Consider the following 25,371-nt stretch of genomic DNA (forward strand, 5'->3'; position numbering starts at 1 on the left):
GTCAGTCCAACGACCCCAGCAGCCAGTTGCCCGCCTTCGCGGGGTCCTCGGAGAAGTAGAACTCCCGGATCGCCTCCAGCAGGGCGTGGGTGGACAGCAGCCCGTCCTCGTCGGACAGCAGGTCGTGGATCCCGCGCGCGTCGGCCTCCGAGAGGTTCATCAGCGCACCGGTCCACCTCACGTGCTCTTCGCAGGTGAGCTTGCCGTCGCCGTCCTCGTCGGCGATCGCCATCACCGCGTCCAGGAACGGCACGTACCCCGCGTCGAACGACTCCGGCGTCTCCAGCAGCCCGTCCGCGAACGCCTTCTTGTACTCGTCCAGGCTGATCCGTCCGCCTGGTTCCCGGTTCGTGACCGACGAGAGCTGGTCCCACAGCCCGATCAGCATGTCGTGGAAGCGGACGGCTTTCGGGTCGTCCGCGGCCAGGCCGAACGCCTTCGTCGTGCGGGTCCCCGCCTGTGTGAAGTCCTCGCGCTCGATGAACCCGTCGCCGTCGACGTCGTAGGTGCGAAACCGGCGAGCCAGCTTGCGGTCCAGGAAGGCGGTGATCTCCATGTGCTTCCTTTTACCGCATTCGGCACTGGAGCGACACGCCCGTTTTCACAGCGTGAAAGCGGGCTCTCGCAGGCGTCACCGCCTGCCCATGCCGGACAGCGCGCTGGCCACGACCGCCATCCCGACCAGGCTGATCACCGCCGCCACACCGCCGACCGCCGGTTTCGAGAGCTGCTGGGAGTGGGCGACCGGGTGCGGAGGAGCCGGCTCGGCGGGCGCCGGCACCGGCGGGGGCGGCGGTGAGGGCTGCCGCGGGGGCGGTGGTGCTGTCACCGACGCGATCCGCACGACGGCGCTCTCGCTGATCGCCTGCCCGGCGCCCGCGCCGGACACCGTCAGCCGGGAGTTCACCGGTGCCGTGACCTGGCACGTGTAGGTGATGCGCTCGCGCGGCCGCAGGAGGGGGAACGTCCGGCGGCACGCGGCGGGCTCGCCGCCGACCCGCACGTCCCTGATCTCGTGGTCCGACGGGTTGCCGACCGTGATCGTGACGGTGACCAGCTCGCCGTCCGCCGCGGTGTCCTTCGACCAGACGGCGGTGATGGTCAGCCGCGGGTAGACGACCACGACCCGCAGCGAGGCGCTCGCCTCGACCCTGCCGCCGATCCGGTCGGCGGCCGTGACGGTCGCGGTCAGCGCGCCGCTCTCGTCGCCCGCCGGCGCCGTGCAGTCCACGGTGGCGGCCGCGCCGGGGTCGAGCCGGCCCTGCATCGGGGCGCATCCGCCGGCCGCGCGGGCGCTGAGGTCGTGCAGCGAGGTGTCACCGGTGTTCGTGACGGTCGTCGTGAACTTCACGGTCTGCCCCGGCAGCGCGGTCACCGGTTCCGCCGCGGTGGCCGCGTGGAGAGCCGGGTGCAGCACGTCGACGGTGGTGGTCCTGCCCGCGGTGAGCGGGTCGCCCGCGAGACTGGTGCCGGTCGCCGTGGCGGTGGCCGGGTAGTCGTCGGCGGCGGCCGTCGACGTGCACGTGCGGCTCGCTTTCGCGTGCGGCGCGATCGTGCCGATGCTCTGACCGCACACCGACACGTCGGCGGCCGGCGCGGCACCGGCGTTGGTGACGGTCGCGGTCTGCTGGACGCTGTCCCCGGGGTGCGCCGCCGGTGCCTCCGGCTCGACGGCCAGCGTGAGCTCGGGCAGCGGGAACGACCAGGCGACGCTCTGCACCACGAACGCGTCGTCGTCCCTCCTGAACTGCAGTTCCGCGCTCTTCGTACCGGGTTGGAGGACGCCCTCGGCGAGGGTGAGGGTGCGCGCGTCGACGCTCATGTTGTTCGGGAGCGGGGATCCTTGCGCGGACGAGACGAAGGCGTTGCCGCCCGCGACGGACGTGCCGTTGACCAGCAGCTGGTCGCCCTCGGTCGCCCAGTCGCCCTCGTACGCGGTGACGCTGAGCTTGACCGGTCCGCCCGCGGGGTGCGTGGGCGCGATCGGCGTGGTCACGGCCGGCCGCTTCGTGGGGAGGCGGACGTGGCCGCCGTGCACCGCGACGTGCCGCTTGGCGGGTGCCGCCGGGGTGGCGTTCGCGAACTTCCACACGACGGTCAGCGACCAGCCGCCGAAGCAGTCGAACCCCTGGGGCGCCCAGACGTTGCCGACGGTGACGTCCGGGGTCGTGAGGAGGTGCGTGACGTCGGCTTCCGCGCTGTAGAAGGCGTTGTCGGTGGACGAGAGGCCGCCAGGGTCGTCGACGGCGAAGCGGCCGGGGGCGACGCGGGTGCCGTTGAAGGTGACCGGGTCCTGCGGCCTACCGGGGGCAGCGGTGGCGTCGTCGCAGGTCGCGCTGCCCGCCCAGCCCAGCTTGGCGTAGGCGACGGTGGCCCCGGCCGGGATGCCGACCCGGGCGCTGGAGGAGTTGAACGTCGCCGGGTCGGCGTCGACGTCGGTCCACGACATGCGGTGGACGTTGTTGCGCGCCGCGGGCCCACGGCCCTTGCGGTGCATCGCGTCCACACAGGACTGCGGCGGGTACTTGGGGTGCGGCCCGGCCTGCTCGGCCGTCGGGCAGGTCAGGACGGAGTTGCCGACGACCGCGACGTCCCCGTACACCGCCTCGTCGAACTGCGTGTGCCACACCTCGGCCGCCGCGACCGGCGGGCCCGGGGTGAACAGCGCGAGCAGCAGCACGACGGCGATGAGGGTCGGTCCACGCATGCCACGCCTCCGAGTCGAGTCGGCCCAGGTTGGCATGCCTGGTGGTGGTTGTCACCGCAGGTGGAACCCCGCGCCCTCACCCTCCGTGCAAGGCCGCGGGGGTGCGGTTCTCCCGTTCGTGTCGAAGGCTGTCATCGCTGGGTCCGAAATGGACTTTCCGTGCGGCTCAGCGGACACCGATTGCTCTCGATGGGCGGGTGAGACCGCCGGGAAGCGTGGTGTTGGTGGAGAAACGGTGGCCGCTGTGGGGAGATGGAGGTCATGTGGAACGTGTTGGTCATCGTTCTCGCGTCGGTGGCCCTGACCGCCGTCGCCTGTGTCCTGTTCGGACGCGCACGCGACCACGAGCAGGCCGACGACCGGGACGCCGACTCCCGCGGGTTCCTCGGCGCGGTGATCAGCGGCCTGTTCATCGTCGCGCTGGCGTTCTACGTGGTGATCGTCTGGGAGGAGAACGGCGCCGCGGCGGACAACGCCTCCCGCGAGGCCGCCGCCGTCGCGGACGCCTACTGGCAGACGTCGGTGATGCCGCAACCACAGCGCGACCAGATCCGCGGCCTGCTCAAGGAGTACCCGAAGCTCGTCGCGGACCAGGAGTGGCCGCGGCTGCAGGCGGGGGAGTCGGACGAGCGCACGACGGAGGCGTTGAACTCGCTGCACGCCGAGGTGCTGGGCCTGCCGTCGACCCCGGACGAGGTGAAGACCGCGCGCGAACGCTCGTTGGAGCGGTTGCGCGAGATCACCGACCTGCGGCGGGACCGGCTCGACTCGGCCGGCGGACTGGACGAGACCGGCAAGCTGATGTTGATCGGCACCATCGGCGGCGCCGTGGGAATGGTCTTGTTCCCGCTGTTGATCGGGTTCACGGCCCGTAAGCGGCACATCGTGCAGATCTGCATCACCGCCGCACTGCTGGCACTTGTGTGCGTGCTGTGTGCCGGGGCGACGCAGCCGTTCGACGGGATGTTGCGGGTCGAGCCCGACGCGTTCACGAGCCTCACGGAGGAGTTGGCGGGAATACCCGCCGAGGAGACCCGGTGAAGTCGTAGAAGGCTTCCACGCCTGCTACTTTCCGGTCATTTCGGCGCCGCGGAGTTGGAGGCGGTGGGAGGTGCGGCGCTAGTTTCCCCGGCATGCCAAAAAGAGTGTCCACTGTGCTGGGACGCGAGTTCGGCGCCAGCCTGCGGGCGACGATCGCCCGGACCGGTCTGAAGGAGGCCGAGCCGGCACGCAGACTCGGCTGGGAACACGCGAAGGTCTCGGACCTCGTCAACGGCAAGGGCGGAACGTCCTTGGAGGAGTTCTCCTTCTTGCTGGGGTTGTGCGGCGCCAGGCCGGACGAGTTCCAGTACCTGAAGGGGCTCTTCCTGGAGTCGCGGGAGAAGGGCTGGCTCCAGCTGTACGAATCGGCCCTGCCGCCGCATGTCCGAACACTGATCCAGCACGAGCGGATCTCCAAAGAGATCGTGCATTGGAGTTCGCTGTACCTGCCGGGTCTGCTGCAGGTCGAACCGTACACGCGCGCCCTCGTCGAAGATTCGCCCTTCGTCAAGCCGGAGGACGCCCCGAGCTGGATCGCGGCGCGGATGGAGCGGCGAACGATCGTGGCCGGGCACAGGAAGTTCGTGTTCTACCTCTACGAGCCGGTCCTGTACTCACCGGTCGGGGGTGCCGACGTGCTGGCCGAGCAGCTTCACGAACTTCTGCGGATGTCGGTGCGGCCGTACATCAGCCTGCGGGTCCTGCCCGCCGGGCGGGCGCTGACCGGTGACTTCACCTTGTTGAAGTTCGAGAAGTGGGAGCCCGTCGTCTACCAGGGCAGTCTGAACTCGGCCCTGTTCCTCGACGACAAGGCGTCCATCGCCATCTACCAGGAGGCGCTGAAGGTGATGGACCGGCTCGCGCTCGGTAGGGAAGAATCGAGGGAGTTGATCACCAGGATCGTGTCCTGAGGAGGGGCCTCGAATGGCGGAGTGGCACAAGAGCAGCTACAGCGCGACTGATTCCGACTGCGTCGAGGTCGGCCACCGCATCGGCATCCGGGACTCGAAGGCGCCCGCCGCCCACGTGCCGGTCAGCCCGGCAGCGTGGACGGCGTTCCTGCGGTCGGTCAGAAACCGCGGTCGGGCATGATCACCCAGAGCACGAGGTAGACGACGAACTGCGGTCCCGGCAGAAGGCAGGACAGCAGGAAGAGAAGCCGGACGGTGCTCGGCTTCCATCCCCAGCGCTGGGCGAGCCCCGCGCAGACACCCGCGATCATCCGGTTGGTCCTGGGCCTGCTCAAAGCAACTGTCGTGGTCATACACCCACAATGCGCCCTGAGGGCCGTGTGTTGCATCCGGGACCAACCCTGGTTTGACCCGGATGAGCTACCGCACAGAACCCCTAGCCGACGCTCGCGGTGGAGAGCTGGTCGACGAACCGCAGGCAGGTGGTGCGCATGGTGTCCACCGTCATGGCCCGCGAGCCGGCCAGCACCTGCAGGGCCAGGCCGTCGAGCATGCTGATCATCATGTTCGCCAGCTCGACCGGGTCGCCGGACGGGTGGATGTCACCGGACTCCTGGCCGTCGCGGAAGATGCTCGCCACGATGTCGCGCCATTCGCCGTAGAAGCGCTCGTTCAGCTCCTGCAGCTCCGGGTTGCGGATGGCCTCGACCCACAGCTCCACCCAGACCTTCCAGGCCTCGACGGTCTCCGCGCCCTCCGGCAGGTACGACTCGACGACCATGCGCAGGCGGGACAGGGGAGGCTCGTCGGACTCGAGGATCCAGCGGCGGCGGCTGACCGAGAGCTCGAAGCAGTGCTCGAACGCGGCGTCGGTCAGCTCGCGCTTGGTCTCGAAGTAGTAGTGGACCGTGCCGCCGGAGACGCCGGCGTCCTTGGCCACGTCCGAGACGCGGAGGTGGCGAAAGCCCTCGGCCGCGATCACCTTGCAGGTGGACGCGAGGATCTGCGCCTTGCGTTCGGCTTCCACGCTTGGACGGGGCATCCGTCACCTCCTGATTTATGCCGAACCATACCGAAACGGGCGACCCACCTTGCGATAGTCGGTCAATTTCCGTCTCGATTGGTGGCGGTCGGTAACCGGTTGGGACGCCTCTGGCCTGGTCCGGTTCACCCAGTTCGGTGAGTGTCGAATCGGAAATCCTGTCGAAATCGACATCCTGTCGAAACGTGACGAAATGCGGCGCGCATCGTCGGGTGCGGCATTCGGCGCAGTGTGCGCCGCCGCCCGGCACAAGATCGGCGCGGGCCGGTGCGCCGGAGGTGCCGCGGGGGCTCGTAGGCTGCTCGGGTGGCCGCACCCCCCATCGCGCCGGATTCGCCGGAACTGCCCGCTCGCAGGCGGCGGGTGAGCCGCCCGGTGCTGGTGCGCGCGGCCGTGGCCGTCGCCGGCGGCGCGCTGGTCTACCTGAGCTTCCCGCCGCGGCCGCTGTGGTTCCTCGCGCCGCTGGGGTTCGCCCTGCTGGCGCACGTCATCCACGGACGGCGCGCGCGGGCCGGGTTCGGGTACGGGCTGGTGTTCGGTCTCGGGTTCATGGTGCCGTTGCTGCGCTGGACCGGGGAGTTCGTCGGGCTGATCGCGTGGCTGCCGCTGGCGCTGGCGTGCGCGCTGATGATCTCCGTCGGCACGGCCGCGATGGCCTTCGCGTCGCGGGTGCCGGGGTGGCCGCTGTGGGCGGCGGCGCTGTGGGTGGCGGACGAGGCGCTGCGCGGGGTCTTCCCGTTCGGCGGGTTCACCTGGGGCAAGATCGCGTTCGGCCAGCCGGAGGGCTGGTACCTGCCGCTCGCGTCGCTTGGCGGGGCGCCGCTCGTGTCGTTCGCGGTGGTGCTGACCGGGTTCGGGCTGTTCTGGGTGCTGAGGAACTGGAAGCTGGGTCTGCCGCTGGTCGTCGTGCCGCTGGCGGCCGGGCTGGTCGTGCCGGTGGGCGTGGACGCGTCCGCCGGGACCGTCACCGTCGCCGCGATCCAGGGCAACGTGCCGCGCGCCGGGCTCGACTTCAACGCCCAGCGGCGGGCCGTGCTCGACAACCACGCCCGCAGGACCGTGGAGCTCGCCGCGGACGTCGCCGCGGGCCGGGAGCAGCAGCCCGACATCGTGATCTGGCCGGAGAACTCCTCCGACATCGACCCGTTCCGCAACGCCGACGCCGCCGCGGTGATCGACGCGGCCGCGGCCGCGATCAAGGCGCCGATCGCGGTGGGTGCCGTCGTGGTCGACCGCGGCGACAACCTGCCGCGCAACACGGTGGTGCTGTGGGAGCCGGGCAAGGGGCCGACGGACACCTACACCAAGCGCAAGCTGCAGCCGTTCGGCGAGACGATGCCGATGCGGTCGTTCTTCCGGCTGTTCACCTCCGACGTGGACCGGGCGGGGGTGTTCCAGCCCGGCACGGACCCCGGCGGTTTCGTCATGGGACCCGCGAAGGTGGCGATTGACACGTGTTACGAAGTGGCGTTCGACTCAGTGGTCCGCGACACGGTGACGGCCGGTGCGACGATCATCGCGATCCCGACGAACAACGCGACGTTCGGGTACACGGAGATGACCTACCAGCAGCTTTCCATGTCCCGCGTGCGCGCGGTGGAGCACGGGCGGGCCGTCGTCGTCGCGGCCACCTCGGGGGTCAGCGCGATCGTCGAACCTGACGGTTCCGTCACACGCAGGACCGGTCTCTTCGAGCCGGGTGCCCTGGTCGCGACACTGCCGTTGCGGTCACAGACTACGCTGGCGACTTGGCTAGGAGCCTGGCCCGAGTGGGTGCTGACCGCTGCGGGCCTAGTGGCGTTGGTGCTGGGCTTCACCCGACGACGGAAGGACTCGAATGGCGCAGCAGCCTGACCAGGAACTCGGGCAGGTGCTGGTGGTGATCCCGACCTACAACGAGCGGGACAACATCGGAAAGATCGTCAAGAGGCTGCACACGGCACTGCCCGACGTGCACGTGCTGGTGGTCGACGACGGCAGCCCCGATGGCACCGGGCAGCTCGCCGACGAGATGGCGGCCGCGGACGACCGCGTCCACGTGCTGCACCGCACCGAGAAGGCCGGGCTGGGCGCCGCGTACGTCGCGGGGTTCCAGTGGGCGCTGGAGCGCGAGTACGGCGTCGTGTGCGAGATGGACGCGGACGGCTCGCACGCGCCGGAGCAGCTGCACCGCCTGCTCGACGCGCTGCCGCAGGCCGACCTGGTGCTGGGGTCGCGCTGGGTGCCCGGCGGCGAGGTCGTCAACTGGCCGACGCAGCGCAAGCTGCTGTCGCTGGGCGGCTCGCTGTACTCGCGGCTCGCGCTGGGCGCGAACGTCCGCGACATGACGGGCGGCTACCGGGCGTTCCGCGCGGACACCCTGCGCAAGCTGAACCTGGCCTCCGTCGCGTCGGCCGGGTACTGCTTCCAGATCGACCTGCTCTGGCGCACGATCGAGCTCGGCTTCCGGGTGCGCGAAGTGCCGATCACGTTCCAGGAGCGCGAGTTCGGCGAGTCGAAGATGAGCGGCAACATCGTCCGCGAGGCGCTGATCCGCGTGACGAAGTGGGGCCTGCGCCGGCGTGGCACGCAGCTCAAGGAGCTGGTCACCGGCAAGAAGAGGTAGCGAGCGCGCCACAACGCCGGAACGGCCCGTGCTGGGCCGTTCCGGCGTTCGCCTATTACGATTCAAAATCGACGCGGCGGAGGTGAGTGGTGGAGTGGAGCGCGGGAGCGGTCGCGGGGATGCTCGGCATCGCCCCCACGACCCTGCGCACGTGGGACCGCCGTTACGGCCTCGGTCCCAGCACGCGGCACGAGGGCAAGCACCGCCGCTACAACGAGGACGACGTCGCGCGGCTCAAGCGCATGGTCGAGCTGACCGGCGCGGGCGTGGCCCCCGCCTCGGCTGCCGCGTCGCTGGTCGCGGAAGGCGATGACCTGGACTTCGTGGCCGCCGCCGAACGGCTCGACGCGGCCGGGATGCGCCGGGTCGCGGCCGCCCTGATCGCCCGCCACGGCGTCGTGCACACCTGGGACGCGGTGCTGGCGCCGTTCCTGGTCGAGCTGGGTGAGCGGGTCGCGTCGACGGCCGCGGGTGTCGAGGTCGAGCACGTCGCGAGCGGCAGCATCGCCGATGCGATGCGCACGTCCGGGGTCTCCGGCGGAACGCCCGCGGTGCTGCTCGCGTGCGCACCCGACGAGCAGCACAGCCTGCCGTTGGACGTGCTCGCGGCGGCCCTGGCCGAGAAGGACTGCGTGGCGCGCAACCTCGGTGCCCGCGTGCCCGCCGACGCGTTGGTCAGCGCGGTACGGCTGCTGATGCCGCGGGTGGTGCTCGTGTGGGCGCACGACCGGACGTACGCCGATCAGGTGCCGCTCGCCGATCTCGCCGATGTCCCCGTGCTGGTCGCGGGGCCGGGATGGCAGGAAGTGCCACTACCGGGCGGCGTCCGAGCGGTGGACACGCTGGAGACCGCTGTTGAAACGATTCTGAGTCGAATCTAGACTGACCGGCATGGGCCTCGCCGACCGCATGATCCGCCTCCTGTGGGCGGTGGGTGGCGAGGACGTGGCCGAGCGGGTCCTGCGCTCGCACTGGCGGGTGCTGCCGTCGGACGACCTCGCCGGGCGGGCGTTGCGGGGACGGCTGGTCGGGGAGCTCGCGCGCGAGCTGCCCGGCCGGCTCACCGCGATCCGCGAGGCCGTGCTCGTCGACGAGCTGTCCCTGCTCGACGCCACCGAGCGAGCCGCGCCGAGCCGTGCGACGGTGCTCGCCATAGTCCGCGCTCTGCCGGTGGGGAGTCCTTCATGAGCACGTTGTCCCTGAGCCGCGACCACCCCTTGCGGGTGCTGCTGGTGTTCGTCGCGGCCGTCGTCGTGACCGCCCTCGTGGGATCGCTGTTCTCGGTGTCCGCCGGCGACGAGTACCTCGGGCTGCGGCGGCCGGGGTGGGCACCGCCCGCCTGGCTGTTCGGCCCGGTGTGGACCGCGCTCTACGGGCTGATCGCGCTGTCCGGCTGGCTCGCGTGGCGCAACGGCGCCCAGCGCGGCGAGCTGGCCCTGTTCGGCGCGCAGCTCGTGCTGAACGCGGCGTGGACGCCGTTGTTCTTCGGGCTCGGCTGGTACGAGGCCGCGTTCGCCGAGATCATCGTGCTGTGGCTGACCGTCGTCACGCTGATCGTCGTCTTCTCGTGGCGCAGCAAGACCGCCGCGGTGTTGCTGGCGCCCTACTTGGCCTGGGTGAGCTTCGCGGGCGCCCTCAACATCTCGATCGCCGTCCTCAATTGACGGGAGACTTGCTGCGCGAGCGCTCGACCGCGGTGGTCGCGACGCCGAGCAGGATCATCACGGCGCCGAGGCCGAGGTGCAGCCAGTTGTCGGCGGTGTTGACGGGCAGGAAGTTCGCGCTGGTGTGCTCGCCGATCGCCGAGCCGTAGACCCACAGGAACACGTAGAGGCCACCGCCGACCACCAGGTACGCGCGGGCGAACTGGGACGACCTGGCCGCGAGCAGGCCTGCCGCGCCGAACAGCAGGTGCACGAGGTTGTGCAGGACCGAGACCGCGAAGAGGCCGAGGAGCAGGGCGCCGGAGTGGCCGGCGAAGCTCAGCTCGTCGTAGTGGGCGGTGATGCCGGGGATGAATCCGAGCACGCCGACGAGCAAGAACGCCGCCCCGACCGCCGCCGCCGCTTTTTGTACTGGTCGCATACCGGCGGATACCCGGCGGCGGACGGGATGAACGTGTGCTTTCAATCGGTTGGAAAACATCGCGCTTTCGGTCAGGGTAGTGCCATCAGCGCAGGTCAGGCGGTTCCGAATTGACCTGCGGCATGGTGGAGACGGGGCTGTGGAGCCTCGCCCGTCCGTAAAACGGGAGCCTCGCGCGAAGGCGGTTCGACTCCGTCCTCCACCACTCCCGCCGCGGCGGTTCCGACCCCGGCGACGACGTCCCGGCGGTCACGGCCTCGGCCCGCATCGGGCTCGAATCCCCGTCGAGCGGGCCCGCACCCCCGGTCGTGAGTTCGGACACGGGCTCAAGCGAGGCTGTGCCGAAGACCTGGTGGCTTGTTGGTTTCATACAAACCACGCTGCTCAACTCGCTTCGATCTAGCGGTTTTCCTACCGGTTAGTAGACGAGAGTGTGTACATCGATTGGGCGGCGACTGCCGCTGAGGTCGTTATGTCCGCGAGGAGCCAAGTCGTTGTTCAGTCGTGTAGCGATCGTCAACCGCGGAGAAGCCGCAATGCGGCTGATCCACGCCGTCCGTGAGCTCGCCGCCGAGTCAGGGGAACGGATCGAGACCGTTGCCCTGTACACCGATGTCGACAAGTCGGCGCCCTTCGTGAGGGAAGCCGACCTCGCCTACAACCTCGGTCTGGCGGCTGATCGTCCGTACCTCGACCTCGGGGTGCTGGAGACCGCTCTCGTCGAGACGAAGGCCGATGCCGCATGGGTCGGCTGGGGCTTCGTCGCCGAGATCCCCGAGTTCGCCGAGCTGTGCGAGAAGGTCGGCGTCACCTTCGTCGGCCCGTCGGCCGAGGCCATGCGCAAGCTCGGTGACAAGATCGGCTCGAAGCTGATCGCCGAGGAGGTCGGCGTTCCCGTCGCGCCGTGGAGCCGCGGCGCGGTCGAGAACCTGGAGCACGCGCTCAAGGTGGCCGAGGAGGTCACCTACCCGTTGATGCTCAAGGCGACCGCCGGTGGTGGTGGCCGCGGCATCCGGAAGATCACGTCTCCCGAGGAGATGGCGGAGAACTTCGACCGCACCAGCATGGAGGCCGAGCGCGCGTTCGGCTCCGGCGTGATGTTCCTGGAGCGCCTGGTCACCGGCGCCCGGCACGTCGAGGTGCAGGTCATCGCCGACGGCCAGGGCACGGCGTGGGCGCTCGGCGTCCGCGACTGCTCGGTGCAGCGGCGCAACCAGAAGATCATCGAGGAGTCGGCCTCGTGCGTGCTCGAGCAGCACCAGGTCGACGAGCTGAAGGCCTCGGCCGAGCGGCTCGCGAACGCCGTGGGCTACCGCGGCGCGTGCACCGTCGAGTTCCTCTACCACCCCGGCGAGAAGCTCTTCGCGTTCCTCGAGGTCAACACCCGCCTACAGGTCGAGCACCCGATCACCGAGATCACCACGGGCTTCGACCTCGTCAAGGCGCAGCTCCACGTGGCGGGAGGAGGCAGGCTGGAGGGCGCCAAGCCCGTCGAGCAGGGCCACGCCGTCGAGGCCCGCCTGAACGCCGAGGACCCGGACCGCGACTTCGCGCCGTGCCCGGGCAAGATCGTTCGCCTGGAGCTGCCCGCGGGCCCCGGCATCCGCGTCGACACCGGCGTGGCCGAGGGCTCGCAGATCCCCGCCGACTTCGACTCGATGATCGCGAAGATCATCGCGTACGGGCGCGACCGCGACGAGGCGCTGGGCAAGCTGCGCCGCGCGATGGCCGAGACGACCGTCATCATCGAGGGCGGCACGACCAACAAGAGCTTCGTGCTCGACCTGCTCGCCGAGCCCGCCGTGATCGACGGCTCGGCCGACACCTCGTGGATCGACCGCGTCCGCGCCGAGGGCGGCCTCGTCTCGCACCGCCACTCCGCCATCGCGCTCGCCGCGGCCGGCATCGAGGTGTACGAGGACGAGGAGCAGCTCAACCTCACCCAGCTCCTCGCGTCCGCTCGCGGCGGCCAGCCCCGCACGAACCACGAGGGCGCGCGCAAGCTGGAGTTCGTGCTGCGCGGTCAGTCGTACGTCGTGCACGTCGCCCGCGTCGGCGCCACGAAGTACCGCGTCGGTGTCGGGGCGGCGGACTCGGACACCCTGCTGGCCGGTGACGTCGACGTCGAGCGGTTCGACCACCACGTCGGCCAGATCACCGTCAACGGCACGCGGTTCCGCGTCGTCACCGGCACGCACGGCCCCGTCCACCAGGTCGAGGTCGACGGCGTCACCCACCGCGTCACCCGTGACGAGGGCGGTGTCCTGCGCGCGCCGATGCCCGCGCTGGTCGTCGCGACCCCGCTGGAGGTCGGCGCCGAGGTCGAGGCGGGTGCCCCGGTCCTGGTGCTCGAGGCGATGAAGATGGAGACGGTGCTGCGCGCACCGTTCCGCGCTCGCCTCAAGGAGCTGAACGTCGGGGTCGGCACCCAGGTGCCCGCCGGCGGCGCGTTGCTCAAGCTGGAGGAGGTCGAGGACGCGTCGGGTGCCGCCGAGCAGCAGAAGTCCGAGCCGTCGGTCGAGCTGGAGCTGCCCGCCCCGCGCACGGACGTCCGTCCGGAGGAGCTCGTCGCTCGCGGTCATGACGACCTGCGGGCCCTGCTGCTGGGCTTCGACACCACCGCCGCGGAGACCGAGCGGGTGCTGACGGAGTACATGGGGGCGCGGCACGACCTGCTGGAGCGGCCGCTGGTGCGGGAGGCCGAGCTGCTCGGCATCTTCGCCGACCTGTGCGACCTCTCCCGCAACCGCCCCGCCGGCGAGGAGACCAAGCCGGAGAACCACATCCACTCCCCGCGCGAGCACTTCCACACCTACCTCAAGACGCTCGACGCGGACCGCGCGGCGCTGCCGGAAGGCTTCCGGGCCCGCCTGCGCAACGTCTTCGGCCACTACGGCATCACCGAGCTCGACCGCACGCCCGAGCTGGAGCAGGCCGTCTTCCGCATCTTCGCGGCCCTGCGCCGCGGTGTCTTCGACGCCGCCGTCGCGACGACGCTGCTGCGCCAGTGGGTGCAGGAGGCGCCGCCGGTCGAGTCGGAGCGGGTCCAGATCGGCCTCGTGCTGGAGCACATCATCGCCGCGACGCAGGTCCGCTACCCGGCGGTCGCCGACCTCGCCCGCAGCGTCGTGTTCACGTGGTTCGCCCAGCCGCTGGTGCGCCGCAACCGCGCCCGCGTGCACAGCGAGGTCCGCAAGCACCTGATCCACCTCGACGCCGAGCCGCGGGCCCACGACCGCGAGGAGCGGATCGCGGCGATGGTCGCGTCCGCGGAGCCGCTGGTGCGCCTGCTCGGTCAGCGCATCGGCAAGCCCGGCGCGGACAACACCCCGCTGCTCGAGGTGCTGGCCCGCCGCTACTACACCAAGAAGGCGCTGGCGAACCCGCGCGTGAGCGGGGCGTTCTTCCTCGCGGAGAACGAGCCGGAGCAGACCCGGCTCGTGTCGACCGCGGTCGAGTTCTCGGCGCTGCCCGACGCCATCGGCGACGTCGTCAAGCACGGCGAGGGCAGCGCGGTGGTCGCGGACCTCTACGTCCACTGGGCCGACGGCCCGTCCGACCAGGACGAGATGGCCGCGGGCCTGGGCGCGGCGCTGGCGGCGCACCAGCTCCCGCCGACGATCACCCGCATCACCACCACGGTGGCGGGCCGTCGCGGCGAGTCGATGCACCACCACTTCACGTTCCGCCCGTCCTCGAACGGGTTCGCGGAGGAGAGGCTGGTGCGCGGGCTGCACCCGCGCATCGCCGAACGCATGCAGCTCGAGCGGCTGCGGGAGTTCGACCTCACCCGGCTGCCGTCCGTGGACGAGGACGTCTACCTGTTCCGCGCGGTGGCCAAGTCGAACAAGTCCGACGAACGCCTCGTCGCGCTCGGCCAGGTCCGCGACCTGACGCCGTTGCGGGACGACGATGGCCGCATCGTCGCGCTGCCCGCCGCCGAGGACGTCCTGGCCGCCTGCCTGGACGGGATCCGGCGGGCCAGGGCGCAGGCCGGTGGCCGCACGCGGCTCGCGACCAACCGCGTGGTGCTCTACGCGTGGCCGCCCACCGACCTGTCCTCGAAGGACCTCGACGCGATCGGTCAGCGCGTGCTGCCGACGACCACGGGCCTGGACCTCGAGGAGGTCCTGTTCCTGGCCCGCCGCAGGGACCCCGTCTCCGGCGAGCTCTCCGACATCGGTGTGCGGATCGCGCAGGACGCGGGCGCCGGCGTGCGGTTCTCGTTCGTGCAGCCGCCGGCCGAGCCGATCCAGCCGCTCGACGACTACCGCCAGAACGTCCTGCGCGCCCAGTCGCGCGGCACGATCTACCCGTACGAGCTGGTCGACATGCTCGTCGGCGACGGCGGCTCGTTCGTCGAGCACGACCTGGTCGACGGCGCGCTGGTGCCGGTGGACCGCCCGCGCGGCGGCAACAAGGCGGGCATCGTCGTCGGTGTGGTCACCACGCCGACGCCCGCGTACCCCGAGGGCATGAAGCGCGTGGTGCTGCTCGGCGACCCGACCAAGTCGCTGGGCGCGCTGGCCGAGCCCGAGTGCTCGCGGGTCATCCACGCCCTGGACCTCGCGACGGAGCTCTCCGTTCCGCTGGAGTGGTTCTCGCTGTCGTCCGGCGCGAAGATCTCGATGAGCTCCGGCGTCGAGAACATGGACTGGGTCGCGGCCGCCCTGAAGCGGATCGTCGAGTTCACCCAGGCCGGCGGCGAGATCAACGTGGTGGTCAACGGCATCAACGTCGGCGCCCAGCCGTACTGGAACGCCGAGGCCACGATGCTCATGCACACCAAGGGCATCCTGGTCATGACCCCGGACTCGGCGATGGTGCTGACCGGCAAGCAGGCGCTGGACTTCTCCGGCGGCGTCTCGGCCGAGGACAACTACGGCATCGGCGGCTACGACCGCGTCATGGGCCCGAACGGCCAGGCGCAGTACTGGGCGCCGAACCTGCGTGCGGCGTTCGACGTGCTGCTGGCGCACTACGAGCACAGCTACATCGCGCCGGGCGAGGCGGGTCCGCGCCGGGTGCCGACCTCGGACCCGTCCGACCGCGACGTCTCCTCGTACCCCCACGTGGTCGGCGACAGCCCGTTCACGACGGTCGGCGAGATCTTCTCGGTCGAGGCGAACCCCGACCGCAAGAAGCCGTTCGACATCCGCACGGTCATGCGCGCCCTGTCCGACCAGGACCACGACGTGCTGGAACGCTGGGCGGGCATGGCCGACGCCGACACCGCGGTCGTCCAGGACGTGCACCTGGGCGGCATCCCGGTGACGCTGCTGGGCATCGAGTCCCGCGGCGTCGCCCGCACCGGCTTCCCGCCCACCGACGGCCCGGACACCTACACCGCGGGCACGTTGTTCCCGAAGTCGTCGAAGAAGGCGGCCCGCGCGATCAACGCGGCCTCGGGCAACCGGCCCCTGGTGGTGCTCGCGAACCTGTCGGGCTTCGACGGCTCGCCGGAGTCCATGCGGGAGCTGCAGCTCGAGTACGGCGCGGAGATCGGCCGGGCGATCGTCAACTTCCGCGGTCCGATCGTGTTCACCGTGATCTCGCGGTACCACGGCGGCGCGTTCGTGGTCTTCTCCAAGGCCCTGAACCCGTCCATGAAGGTCCTGGCGGTCGAGGGCTCGTTCGCGTCGGTCATCGGCGGCGCGCCGGCCGCGGCCGTGGTGTTCGCCAGGGAGGTCGACGGCCGCACGGCCAACGACCCGCGGGTGAAGAAGCTGGAGTCCGCGGTGGCCGAGGCCTCCGGAGCCGAGCGGGCCGCTCTCACCGCCGAGCTGACCGCCACCCGGCAGTCGGTGCGGACGGAGAAGCTGAACGAGATGGCCGCGGAGTTCGACCGGGTGCACAGCGTGCAGCGGGCCGTGGAGGTCGGGTCGGTGGACGCGATCATCTCGCCCGCCGAGCTGCGGCCGGCGATCATCAAGGCGATCGAGGACGGGCTGGTCCGGTAAGGCCGTTCTCGGGGGAGGAGCCCGGTCACTCGGTGGCCGGGCTCCTCTTCGTCGGTGTGCGGACGGTCACCACAGGGGCAGGAGTTTTCTGGTACGGTCGTGCCAATGTACTGGGTCGTACTGGTGGCATCCGGGGTGCTGGAGGCGGTGTGGGCCACGGCGCTCGCGGCTTCGAAGGGCTTCCGCCGGCCGTGGCCGGTGGTGGTGTTCGTCGTGTCGACGACGTTGAGCGTCGTCGGGCTCGCGTGGGCGATGCGGGGGATCCCGGTCGGCACGGCGTACGCGGTGTGGGTCGGCGTGGGGGCCGTGCTCACGGTGCTCGTCGCGGTGGCACGCGGTGAGGAGAAGCTGGGGACCGCCAAGGCGTTGCTGCTGGTCCTGTTGATCGGCTGCGTCGCGGGCCTGAAGGTGGTGAGCTGATGCACTGGGGTGTGCTGCTCGTCAGCGCTGTGCTCGAGGCGGTGTGGGCCACCTCGTTGTCCCAGGGGAACTACGTGGTGTTCCTGCTGGCCGCTGCGGTCAGCATGGCCGGGCTTTCCTTCGCCATGAAGCGGATTCCGGTCGGGACCGCGTACGCGGTGTGGGTCGGTGTCGGTGCGGCGCTGACCGTGGCGTGGGCGATGATCACCGGGGAGGAAGCGGTCTCCGCGTGGAAGGTCGTGTTCCTCACCGGGATCATCGCCTGCGTCATCGGGCTGCGGTTCCTACGCGAACGTCCAGCGCTGGTTGGCGGTTCCGGCGCAGTCCCAGAGCTGGAGCCTGGTGCCGTCGGCCGAGCTGGGGCCGGTGGCGTCGAGACACCTCCCTGACGCCGCGTTGCGGAGCTGGCCGTTGGCCTCGGCGGTCCACTGCTGGTTGCCCGCGCCGGTGCAGTCCCAGAGCTGGGTCACCGCGCCGTTGGCGCTGCCGGACGCGTCGAGGCACTTGCCCAGAGCGCGCAGGGTGTTGCCGTTGCGGGACCACTGCTGGGCGTTGGTGCCGTTGCAGGTCCAGAGCTGCACCGCGGTGCCGTTGGCCGGGTTCGCGCCCGCCACGTCGACGCACTTGCCGTCGAGGCCGACGAGCGTGCCGCCGGTGGGCGGAGGGGTGCCGCCGCTCGCGGTCTCCCAGATGGCGTTGAGCAGGCTGGTGCTGCCGGTCGTGTCCTGGGAGAGCTCCCAGTTCATGACCCCGCCCGCGTTCGCCAACGCCCACTGCGTCTTGCGGCGGATCGTGGGCAGGCCGTTGTAGCAGTTGCCGTTGTAGCAGTCGCGGTTGGCGTTGGCCGGGTCCTGCGCGACGAGGTCGCGGTAGGAGATGTAGGTCGGCCGGCTGTAGAACGGCACGCCGAGGACCGCCTTGCTCGCGGGCAGGCCGCGGCCCTTCCAGAAGTTGACCGCGTTGATCGACCAGTCGTAGTTCGCGTGCGGGCTGCCTCCGTCGTAGGCCATGATGTTCAGCCAGTCGACGATGCCGAACACCGCCGGCTGCACGCCGTTCGCCGTGGCGCCCTCGGAGATGACGGCGGCGGTGAGCAGCTTGCCCCGGCTGTGGAGCTGGTCGCCGAGCTGGCGCATCAGCAGCGTGTAGTTGTCGCCCTCGACGCCGGGGTCCGGGTACTCCCAGTCCATGTCGACGCCGTCGAGGTTGTACTGGCTCACGAGGTTGAGCAGGGAGTTGACGAACGTCGTGCGGCTGTTCGCGTTGGCCGCCAGGATCTCGAAGTTGTCGTCGTTGCCGTCGTTCCAGCCGCCTACCGCGATCGAGACCTTGACGCCGTTCTGGTGGCCGAGGCTCACCAGCTGCTGGAGCTTGCCGGGGTCCGGCAGGCCTTGGAGCGTGCCGTTGGAGTTCGGCAGCACGAACGAGTAGTTGATGTGCGTGAGCTTGCTGTACTGGATGGAGCTGACGTTGCCGGCCCACGACGGCATGTAGCCGACGCTCTTGAACCCGGCGGGGTAGGCGGCCTGCGCGGCAGGCGCCAGAACGGTCAGGGTCGCCGCGGTTGCGGCCAGCGCTAGGCCGGCGGCACCGAGACGTGCGCGGAATGAACGCATTGCAGGGGGTTGCCTTCCACTTCGTCGTACGCCCACCGCGACGGTAGTGGTCTAGACCGATTGTCGGGAGATCGACCGGAGACCGGAACTGGTTCCGGTCGACCGGTCCGGCGATCAGCGCAGGTGGGAGGCCCCGTTCACATCCATGATCGCGCCGCTGGCCCACGTCGCCGCGGGGCTCGCGAGGAAAGCGACCGCGGCGGCGACCTCCTCCGGTTCGGCGACGCGCCCGAACGGGCTCTGCGCCCGGATCGCCTCACCCTCCGCGCTGTCGAGCAGCTCCGCGACCATCTCCGTGCGCACGAAGCCCGGCGCCACACCGGCGACCGCGATGCCCCGTGGCGCGAGGGACTGGGCCAGTGACTGGGTCATCGAGTGCAGGCCGGCCTTCGCCGCGCCGTACGCGGGAGCGTCGGGCTCACCCCGGTAGGCGCCGCGCGAGCCGACGTTGATGATGCGGCCACCCTCGGTCATGTGCCCGGCCGCGTGCCACGTGAGCTCCGCGGGACCGAGCAGGTTGAGCTCGACCGTGCGGCGCCAGGCCTCCCGCCACTCGGCGAAACCGGTCGTCGCGATCGGGTGGTGGAAGTAGGTGCCCGCGTTGTTGACGAGGACGTCGAGACCGCCGAGCTGCTCGACGGTCTCGGTGACGACCTGCTCCGCCTGGCCCGCGCCGAGGTCGCCCTGGACGGTGACGTGCCCGTCGCCGGGCAGGGCGTCCACCACCTGCCGGGCCCTGGCCGCGTCGGAGCGGTAGTGGACGGCGATCCGGTGCCCGTCCTGCGCGAGGGCGTGAGCGATGGCGGCGCCGATGCCCCGCGAGGCGCCGGTGACGAGTGCGAGTCGGGTCATGCGGGGATCATGCCTGGTTGTCGATCATCCACTTGCCGTTCTGCTGCACGAACGTGTACGTGTGCGTCTCCGTCGAGGCGACGGCCGAGCCCTGCAGGTACTCCACCGTCACGGTCACGACGTTGTTGCCCTGCGGCGCGAAGTTGGACAGCCGCACCGACGTGTACTGGCTCCAGAACGTCTGGTAGGTCTGGAAGGTCTGCTGGCGGCCCGCCTTGAACCTGTCGGTGAGCAGCGACCAGCCGGTCTGCAGGTCGCCGGGCATCAACGCGTAGTAGGCGGTGATCGCCTCCTGCGCGTTCTGCGGTCCGGCGGGAGGGGGCGGCGGAGCCGGGGTGGGGGTGCTCGTCGCGGGGTTCGTCTGCGACTGCGCCGGGGGCTCGGCCTGCGGCGACGACTGCGGTGAGGACTGCTGCGACGCCTGGGCCTGCGTCGAGGACTGGGGGTTCGTCCCCGGAGTGGGCGAGCCGCTCGTGGACGGGTTGTCGTTCGCCTGCGGGTCGTCGCCCTTGGGCCACAGGAAGAACGCGCCGACGCCCACCGCGATCACGAGCAGGACGACCGCGATCGGGACGAGGGGGATCCTGCGGCGGTCGCGCTCGGGCTCGGCGGGTGGGGGAGTCGGCGGGACGTCCCGCGGAACCGCCGCGGGAACGGGTGCCGGCGCCGCGGTGTCCGCGGGCGGGGAGGCTGCCTCGGGTGCGGGCTCCTCGACCGTGACCTCGTCGACGGGAGCGAGGACGACGGGTTCGGCGGCGGGTTCAGCGCGTGCGGACTGCTCGGCCGGCTTCTCCGCCTCGGGCTCGTGCGCCCCTGCCGCGTCTGCCTCCGATTCCGCGGCCTGCTCGGCCGCTCCCGGCTGCGCGGGCGGCGAGGTCAGTCCGGCGGCCTCGGTCGCGGCGGCGCCCGCGACCAGCCCGGCGGCGGCAGCGGCGGCGGTCCGCTTGGCCTTCTCCTCCGGCTGCGCCTCCTTCGGCAGCTCGACGGTGGCGGGGATGACCGCGGTCGCCTCGGCGTCCTTCGGCGACTCGTTCACCACGGCGGCCAGCAGGTGGACGGCCTCCTCCATGGTGGGACGGCGTTCGGGGTTGTTGGACATCAGGCGGAACAGCACCGGGGACAGCAGCGGCCCGGCGTTGGCGGGCGGCATGATCGACCCGCCGGCCACGCGGTGCAGCATCGCGAGGTTGTTGTCCGCCGTGCCGAACGGCGGCCCGCCCTCGACGGCGTTGTAGAGCGTGGCGCCGAGCGAGAAGACGTCGGAGGGCAGGCCGGCGTCCTCGCCGCGCGCGACCTCGGGGGAGAAGAAGGCGGGGGTGCCGACCGTGCCGGTCGCGGTGGCGGTGCCGTCGGCGCCGTCCGTGGCGCGAGAGATGCCGAAGTCCGTGATCTTGACTTCCTGGTCGCCGATCAGCACGTTGCCGGGCTTGACGTCGCGGTGCTGGATGCCGTGGCGGTGCGCGGCGGCGAGGGCGGCGGCGGTGTAGCACCCGATGCGGGCGACCTCGCGCGGCGGCAGGGTGCCCTGCTCGGCGATGACGGCGGCGAGGCTGCGGGAGGGCAGGTACTCCATGATCAGCCAGGGGCGGCCGTCCTCCTCCACGACGTCGTAGACGCGGATGGCGTTCGGGTGTTCGAGGCGGGCGGCGAGACGGGCCTCCCGCATGGCCCTGGCTTTCGCGCGCTCGATCGTGGCCGCGTCGAGGCCGTCCAGCACGAGCAGTTCCTTGGCCGCGACCACGCGGTGGAGCTGCTCGTCGTAGGCCTGCCAGACGACTCCCATCGCGCCCTGGCCGACCTTCTGCCTCAACCGGTAGCGGCTCGCGATGAGCCTGCTGGTCTCCTCCACGCGTGTGCTCCGTCCCCTTTGATCACTCACAAGTGTGACGGTTCGCGCAATCTCCGTTGACTGTAACCCCACTTGGGGGTACATATGGGGTTATGCCGAAAGTCAACGTGTACCTGCCGGACGACCTGGCGGACGCGGTCAAGGAGCTCAACCTCCCGGTGTCGGCGATCTGCCAGCGGGCACTGGAGGTGTCGGTGAAACGGCTCGCGTCGGTGCGCGGGCTGACCGTCGCCGACCTCGACGGGGAGCGCGGCGCCCAGCTCACCCGGCGCCTGCGCGACGTGCTCCGGCTCGCCGCCGGGTCCTCGGTGGCCGTCACCACCGCGGAGCTGGCGCGGGCGCTCGTCGACGAGGGCGGCAACCTCGCCCTGGACGTGCTGCGCGCGATCGACGTGGACCCGCGGACGCTGAGCTTCCCCTCGCAGGCCGCGCCGGGTGAGGGGTTCGCGGCCGACGCGGTCAACGCGCTGGAGCTGGCCGTCGTCGAGGCCATCGCGCTGGGCCACAACTACGTGGGGTGCGAGCACCTGCTGCTCGGGCTCGTGGCGGAGCCGGAGGGCAAGGGGGGCGAGGTGCTGCGCTCGGCCGGCGCGGACCTGAAGGGCACCCGCCGTGCCGTTCAGACGGCGCTGGCCGGCATCGTGCACCACCAGCGGCAGCAGCAGAACCAGCAGCAGGCGGGGACGGACGCGGCGAAGGTGCTGGAGATGATCATGGCTCGGCTGGACCGGCTGGAGGAGCGGGCCGGTATCGGCTGACCAGCTCGGCCCCGATCCGCGCGAGGTGGTCGCCGACTTCCGCTGACTCGACGGTCGCCGACTCGACGGTGACCAGGCCGCCCCAGCCGGCGACGTTGCGGGCGATGTCGAGCGGGCGCGGCGCCGTCAGCTCGACCCTGGTCCGCTCGCCCAGGTCCTCCACGACCGTGCAGTGGCGGCCGTGCTGGCGCCGGAACACGTCGAGGAACCGCGTGGGCACGAGGATCGACGCCGTGGTCCGCGACCGCCGTTCCTCCACCGTGTTCACGACCTCCTCCCAGGCGCCGGCCAGGTCGAAGTCCGGTGGCCGTGCGGCGGGCTCCCCGGTCGGGGTGGCGTCCAGGACCCGGTCGAGCCGGTACGTGCGCCGGCCCCGGGCCGTGCCGGCGACGAGGTACCAGGTGCCGTCCTTGTCGACGAGGCCCCACGGGTCGACCACGCGTGCGGACGGCGCCTCGCCGCGCTTGCGGTAGGTCAGCCGGACCCTGGTCTGCTTCACCACGGCTGCCTGCAGAACGGTGACCAGCTCCGGGCGGTCCTCCACGTCCTCGCCCCACCCCGCGGTGTCGACGATCGTCGCCTCGGCGGCGGCCTGCGCGTCGGCGCGGAACGTCCGCGGCAGCGCGCGCACCAGTTTGCGCAGCGCCGACTTGATCTCCGGGGCGACGGCGGCGGTGGGTCCGGCGACCAGGAACAGCGCCTGCGCCTCCGCCGAGGTCAGGCCGCTGAGATCGGTGCGCGCGCCGCCGATCAGCGACCAGCCGCCGCCCCGGCCCGGCCGGGGGTACACGGGGACGCCCGCCGCCGAGAGCGCTTCGAGGTCGCGCCGGGCGGTGGCCGGTGAGACCTCGAGCTCCTCCGCCAGTTCGGCGGCGGTGATCTGACCACGGCCCTGCATCAGCAGCAGGGTGGCGACGAGGCGGTCTGCGCGCATTTCTCCAGGCTTCCGCTGAAAGTGCTCACTGGATGAGCACTTTAAGGCCGAGGGTGGTGGACATCAGCCGGACGAGTTCAGGAGCCGAGATGTTGCGAGGAATGTCGACCGTGTCCTACTTCGCCGACGACGTGGCGCAGGCGCGTGCCTGGTACACGTCGTTCCTCGGGGAGGCCTACTTCGAGCGGCACGCGCCCGACGGCGTGCTGGCCTACGCCGAGTTCAGGATCGGTGACCACGAGGCGGAGCTGGGCATCGTGGACCGCCGCTTCGAGGTGACGCCGTCCGCGGGGCCGGGCGGGGAGGTCGTCTACTGGGCCGTGGACGACCTGGACGCGGTGTTGACCAGGTTGGCGGAGCTGGGCGCACGGGTGCACGACGAGCCTCGCGTGCGCGGTGAGGGGTTCGTGACGGCGTCCGTGGTCGACCCGTTCGGCAACATCCTCGGTGTCATGACGAACGCGCATTACTCGTCGATCGTGGACCGCCACCGCGGCTGAGCGAATATCCTGCGGTGATGACGACTCGGCTCGCCATCACCGGACATCGTGGCCTCTCCGCCGAGATCGAGGCGGAGATCGACCGCATGATCCGCGCCGCCGTGGCGGAGAGCGGCGACGTCGTGGGCGTGTCGTGCCTGGCGGACGGCGCGGACGCGGTCTTCGCGGAGGCAGTGCTCGACGCGGACGGATCGCTCATCGCCGTGCTGCCGGCCGTGGAGTACCGCGCCACGCTGCCCGACGCCTACCAACCCGTCTACGACCGGTTGCTGGCCCGTGCGGACGAGGTCGTGCAGCTACCGTTCGTCACGCCCGACCCCCACGCCTACATGGAGGCGGGCAAGCGAATGGTCGACGAGTCCGACTCGTTGCTCGCGGTCTGGGACGGGCTGCCCGGCCGCGGTGCCGGCGGCACGGCCGACGTGGTCGCCTATGCGCGGTCGAGGGGAGTGCCCGTCACCGTTCTCTGGCCCGAGGGGGCCCAGCGGTGAGGACGCGCCGGAAGGCGGCCGGGGTGAGGACGAAGAGTGGGGGTTCTCCGATGAGAACAGTGGAACTGCCCGACGGCGCTGTCGTCACCGGGCGCGGTCTGCGGAACGGCACGCTCGTGTCGCCGCACCCGGACTACGGGGTGTACTTGCAGCCGCGCGCCGTCGACGTGCCGTGGCCGCACGACTGGATCGACTGGCCGGACTTCCGCCTGCCCCGTGACCACGGCGCCGCCATCGCGATGATCCGCGCGTTGCACGCACGGGCGCTCTCGGGTGAGCGCGTCGAGGTGGCGTGCAGCGGTGGCGTCGGGCGCACCGGAACCGTGATCTCGTGCCTCGCCGTCCTGGCCGGTGTGCCGGCGGCGGAGGCCGTGGCGTGGACGCGGGCGCACTACCACCGGCGAGCGGTGGAGACGCCGTGGCAGAAGCGCTGGGTCAGGCGGTTCCCCGCCGGTTAGGAGTCGAGCGTGGTGCTCGTGCGCCTGTGCACGAGCTCGACCACCTCCGGCGGCACCGAGTCGCCCGCCTCCAGCAGCCTGGGCAGCAGGCCGGCGTCGGTGAGGAGAGCGCGGAAGAACAGCCCGACCGTGATGTCGTGGTCCGGCCGGTGCACCACCGCGATCTCGTCGCCGGTCGCGACCGAACCGGCCTCCAGCACGCGGAAGTAGGCGCCGGGCCGCTCCGCGCGCGTGAACCGCTTCACCCACCCGCGCTGCTCCAGGAACCCCGCGAAGGTCTTGCACGGGATGCGCGGCGCGGTGACCTCCAGCAACGCGGTGCCGACCCGCCACCGCTCGCCGACCAGGGCGTGCGTGTGGTCGATGCCCTGCGTGGTGAGGTTCTCGCCGAACTGGCCGTTGCGCAGCTCGGCGCCGAGCTCGCCCTGCCACCAGTCGAGGTCCTCGCGGGCGTAGCCGTAGACGGCCTGGTGGTCACCGCCGTGGTGGGCCTGGTCGGCGATCGCGTCACCCTCCACACCGCTGCCGGAGCTGCCCTTCGGGCCGGGTGCGCTCACCCGCAGCGGCCCCGGCACCGGGCGCTTGTCGATGCCGGTGGTTCCCACCTGGGCGTAGTCGACCGGGAGCGTCTGCTGGGCGATGTTGAGCGAGAGCACTACGGGCATGGTCCGAGGTTATGTGCCGACGGCGCCGGGGGCGATCGAATTGACGTAGTCCTGGTAGCGGCCCACCTTGCGGGTGATCAGGTCCAGGCACCCCTGAAGCCGCTCCATCCGCCGGCGGACGCGGTCCTGGTGCTCCTTGAGGATGTCCAGGCGCTGCGGCTCGTTGCCGTCGCCCTCGCGGACCAGCTCGGTGTAGCGGCGGATCTCCTGCACCGGCATCCCGGACATGCGCAGCATGACGCACATCCGCAGCCAGTCGACGTCCTGCTCCGTGTACACCCGGCGGCCGCCCGGTCCTCTGTGGACTTCATGGGCGAGGATGCCTTCTTTCTCGTAGAAGCGCAGCGCGTGGACGCTCAGCCCGGTGCGTTCGGCGACCTGCCCGATGCTCAACTGCATGCGTCCGAGCACAGGTGCGCGTCCTCGGCCACGGCCGCTCTTGGCCTCGAGTCCGGGGAGACCGTCGGCAAGCTCCTC

General features: G+C 71.1%; 26 protein-coding genes and 1 tRNA gene. 16 read left to right on the plus strand and 11 right to left on the minus strand.

Annotation, left to right across the window (positions count from 1 at the left end):
• Window position 1: 1 nt before the first annotated feature.
• Together BMW88_RS31755 and BMW88_RS31760 are read right to left on the minus strand one after the other, a co-directional pair.
• Entirely contained in the window at window positions 2-556 is a 555-nt protein-coding gene (locus BMW88_RS31755) for an EF-hand domain-containing protein (RefSeq protein WP_089957963.1), read from the minus strand.
• A 75-nt stretch (window positions 557-631) separates the two neighbouring features.
• Window positions 632-2,707 (minus strand): hypothetical protein, encoded by a 2,076-nt coding sequence (locus tag BMW88_RS31760; RefSeq protein ID WP_089957966.1) that lies wholly within the window; start codon window positions 2,705-2,707, stop codon window positions 632-634.
• A gap of 261 nt (window positions 2,708-2,968) precedes the next feature.
• On the opposite strand from BMW88_RS31760, the gene BMW88_RS31765 reads away from it, so the two are divergent.
• The 3 genes from BMW88_RS31765 to BMW88_RS31775 all read left to right on the plus strand — a co-directional run bounded on the left by BMW88_RS31765 (window position 2,969) and on the right by BMW88_RS31775 (window position 4,840).
• Window positions 2,969-3,748, plus strand: coding sequence for a bestrophin-like domain (locus tag BMW88_RS31765; RefSeq protein WP_177221515.1), 780 nt, complete (start codon window positions 2,969-2,971; stop codon window positions 3,746-3,748).
• Between the two features lie 92 nt (window positions 3,749-3,840).
• Window positions 3,841-4,659 carry a DUF5753 domain-containing protein gene (locus tag BMW88_RS31770; RefSeq protein ID WP_143116365.1) on the plus strand — a complete coding sequence of 273 codons (819 nt, stop codon included), beginning with the start codon at window positions 3,841-3,843 and terminating at the stop codon, window positions 4,657-4,659.
• 13 nt (window positions 4,660-4,672) lie between these two features.
• Window positions 4,673-4,840 (plus strand): DUF397 domain-containing protein, encoded by a 168-nt coding sequence (locus tag BMW88_RS31775; RefSeq protein WP_089957975.1) that lies wholly within the window; start codon window positions 4,673-4,675, stop codon window positions 4,838-4,840.
• Here BMW88_RS31775 and BMW88_RS31780 read toward each other — a convergent pair.
• Window positions 4,818-5,012 carry a PspC domain-containing protein gene (locus BMW88_RS31780; protein WP_089957978.1) on the minus strand — a complete coding sequence of 65 codons (195 nt, stop codon included), beginning with the start codon at window positions 5,010-5,012 and terminating at the stop codon, window positions 4,818-4,820. The genes BMW88_RS31775 and BMW88_RS31780 overlap by 23 nt on opposite strands.
• Before the next feature lie 83 nt (window positions 5,013-5,095).
• Window positions 5,096-5,701 (minus strand): TetR/AcrR family transcriptional regulator, encoded by a 606-nt coding sequence (locus BMW88_RS31785; RefSeq protein WP_089957982.1) that lies wholly within the window; start codon window positions 5,699-5,701, stop codon window positions 5,096-5,098.
• A 306-nt stretch (window positions 5,702-6,007) separates the two neighbouring features.
• Between BMW88_RS31785 and lnt the strand changes: the two genes are divergently transcribed.
• The 5 genes from lnt to BMW88_RS31810 all read left to right on the plus strand — a co-directional run bounded on the left by lnt (window position 6,008) and on the right by BMW88_RS31810 (window position 9,970).
• A complete protein-coding gene (lnt, locus tag BMW88_RS31790) occupies window positions 6,008-7,555 on the plus strand; it encodes an apolipoprotein N-acyltransferase (RefSeq protein WP_089957985.1) in 1,548 nt (515 codons plus the stop codon).
• On the plus strand, window positions 7,539-8,306 hold the full coding sequence (locus BMW88_RS31795) for a polyprenol monophosphomannose synthase (RefSeq protein ID WP_089957988.1): 768 nt from the start codon (window positions 7,539-7,541) through the stop codon (window positions 8,304-8,306). Before lnt ends, BMW88_RS31795 begins: the two co-directional genes overlap by 17 nt.
• A gap of 89 nt (window positions 8,307-8,395) precedes the next feature.
• Window positions 8,396-9,187 (plus strand): MerR family transcriptional regulator, encoded by a 792-nt coding sequence (locus tag BMW88_RS31800; protein ID WP_218148275.1) that lies wholly within the window; start codon window positions 8,396-8,398, stop codon window positions 9,185-9,187.
• A 10-nt stretch (window positions 9,188-9,197) separates the two neighbouring features.
• The gene (locus BMW88_RS31805) at window positions 9,198-9,494 is read left to right on the plus strand and encodes a hypothetical protein (protein ID WP_089957994.1); all 297 of its coding nucleotides are present in this window, start codon (window positions 9,198-9,200) and stop codon (window positions 9,492-9,494) included.
• Window positions 9,491-9,970, plus strand: a complete 480-nt coding sequence (locus BMW88_RS31810; RefSeq protein ID WP_089957996.1) for a TspO/MBR family protein — start codon at window positions 9,491-9,493, stop codon at window positions 9,968-9,970. Before BMW88_RS31805 ends, BMW88_RS31810 begins: the two co-directional genes overlap by 4 nt.
• On the opposite strand, the gene BMW88_RS31815 is transcribed toward BMW88_RS31810, so the two are convergent.
• Window positions 9,963-10,391: a DUF4383 domain-containing protein gene (locus BMW88_RS31815; RefSeq protein WP_089957998.1), complete on the minus strand. Its 429-nt coding sequence runs from the start codon at window positions 10,389-10,391 to the stop codon at window positions 9,963-9,965. The two genes, BMW88_RS31810 and BMW88_RS31815, sit on opposite strands and share 8 nt — an antisense overlap.
• 124 nt (window positions 10,392-10,515) lie before the next feature.
• On the opposite strand from BMW88_RS31815, the gene BMW88_RS42365 reads away from it, so the two are divergent.
• The 4 genes from BMW88_RS42365 (at window position 10,516) to BMW88_RS31830 (ending at window position 17,160) form a co-directional block, all read left to right on the plus strand.
• Window positions 10,516-10,596, plus strand: a tRNA-Tyr gene (locus BMW88_RS42365).
• Window positions 10,597-10,885: 289 nt separating this feature from the next.
• Window positions 10,886-16,351, plus strand: a complete 5,466-nt coding sequence (locus tag BMW88_RS31820; protein ID WP_089958001.1) for an ATP-binding protein — start codon at window positions 10,886-10,888, stop codon at window positions 16,349-16,351.
• A 105-nt stretch (window positions 16,352-16,456) separates the two neighbouring features.
• Complete coding sequence (locus BMW88_RS31825) at window positions 16,457-16,771, plus strand: DMT family transporter (RefSeq protein WP_089958004.1); 315 nt, start codon at window positions 16,457-16,459, stop codon at window positions 16,769-16,771.
• Window positions 16,771-17,160: a DMT family transporter gene (locus BMW88_RS31830; protein WP_089958007.1), complete on the plus strand. Its 390-nt coding sequence runs from the start codon at window positions 16,771-16,773 to the stop codon at window positions 17,158-17,160. Before BMW88_RS31825 ends, BMW88_RS31830 begins: the two co-directional genes overlap by 1 nt.
• Here BMW88_RS31830 and BMW88_RS31835 read toward each other — a convergent pair.
• The 3 genes from BMW88_RS31835 to BMW88_RS43660 all read right to left on the minus strand — a co-directional run bounded on the left by BMW88_RS31835 (window position 17,056) and on the right by BMW88_RS43660 (window position 21,088).
• On the minus strand, window positions 17,056-18,387 hold the full coding sequence (locus tag BMW88_RS31835) for a glycosyl hydrolase family 18 protein (RefSeq protein ID WP_089958009.1): 1,332 nt from the start codon (window positions 18,385-18,387) through the stop codon (window positions 17,056-17,058). The genes BMW88_RS31830 and BMW88_RS31835 overlap by 105 nt on opposite strands.
• Before the next feature lie 114 nt (window positions 18,388-18,501).
• Entirely contained in the window at window positions 18,502-19,239 is a 738-nt protein-coding gene (locus BMW88_RS31840) for an SDR family NAD(P)-dependent oxidoreductase (protein ID WP_089958012.1), read from the minus strand.
• A gap of 7 nt (window positions 19,240-19,246) precedes the next feature.
• Window positions 19,247-21,088, minus strand: a complete 1,842-nt coding sequence (locus BMW88_RS43660) for a serine/threonine-protein kinase (RefSeq protein WP_245778190.1) — start codon at window positions 21,086-21,088, stop codon at window positions 19,247-19,249.
• Between the two features lie 92 nt (window positions 21,089-21,180).
• Between BMW88_RS43660 and BMW88_RS44135 the strand changes: the two genes are divergently transcribed.
• Window positions 21,181-21,846 (plus strand): Clp protease N-terminal domain-containing protein, encoded by a 666-nt coding sequence (locus BMW88_RS44135; RefSeq protein WP_089958014.1) that lies wholly within the window; start codon window positions 21,181-21,183, stop codon window positions 21,844-21,846.
• Here BMW88_RS44135 and BMW88_RS31860 read toward each other — a convergent pair.
• The gene (locus BMW88_RS31860) at window positions 21,800-22,780 is read right to left on the minus strand and encodes a helix-turn-helix transcriptional regulator (RefSeq protein WP_089958016.1); all 981 of its coding nucleotides are present in this window, start codon (window positions 22,778-22,780) and stop codon (window positions 21,800-21,802) included. The two genes, BMW88_RS44135 and BMW88_RS31860, sit on opposite strands and share 47 nt — an antisense overlap.
• An 89-nt stretch (window positions 22,781-22,869) precedes the next feature.
• Here BMW88_RS31860 and BMW88_RS31865 point away from each other — a divergent pair, with 89 nt between their 5' ends.
• From BMW88_RS31865 to BMW88_RS31875, 3 genes are read left to right on the plus strand one after another with little or no spacing between them, the layout of a single operon-like run.
• A complete protein-coding gene (locus BMW88_RS31865) occupies window positions 22,870-23,280 on the plus strand; it encodes a VOC family protein (RefSeq protein WP_089958020.1) in 411 nt (136 codons plus the stop codon).
• A gap of 17 nt (window positions 23,281-23,297) precedes the next feature.
• Complete coding sequence (locus BMW88_RS31870; protein WP_089958023.1) at window positions 23,298-23,771, plus strand: hypothetical protein; 474 nt, start codon at window positions 23,298-23,300, stop codon at window positions 23,769-23,771.
• Between the two features lie 50 nt (window positions 23,772-23,821).
• Window positions 23,822-24,229 (plus strand): protein-tyrosine phosphatase family protein, encoded by a 408-nt coding sequence (locus tag BMW88_RS31875; protein ID WP_089958026.1) that lies wholly within the window; start codon window positions 23,822-23,824, stop codon window positions 24,227-24,229.
• Here BMW88_RS31875 and BMW88_RS31880 read toward each other — a convergent pair.
• Both BMW88_RS31880 and BMW88_RS31885 read right to left on the minus strand, forming a co-directional pair.
• Complete coding sequence (locus BMW88_RS31880) at window positions 24,226-24,894, minus strand: MOSC domain-containing protein (RefSeq protein WP_089958029.1); 669 nt, start codon at window positions 24,892-24,894, stop codon at window positions 24,226-24,228. The genes BMW88_RS31875 and BMW88_RS31880 overlap by 4 nt on opposite strands.
• A gap of 9 nt (window positions 24,895-24,903) precedes the next feature.
• Window positions 24,904-25,293, minus strand: coding sequence for a MerR family transcriptional regulator (locus BMW88_RS31885; protein WP_089958074.1), 390 nt, complete (start codon window positions 25,291-25,293; stop codon window positions 24,904-24,906).
• Window positions 25,294-25,371: the final 78 nt, after the last annotated feature.

The sequence above is a fragment of the Lentzea xinjiangensis genome (assembly GCF_900110955.1).
GTDB classification, from domain to species: Bacteria; Actinomycetota; Actinomycetes; order Mycobacteriales; family Pseudonocardiaceae; genus Lentzea; species Lentzea xinjiangensis.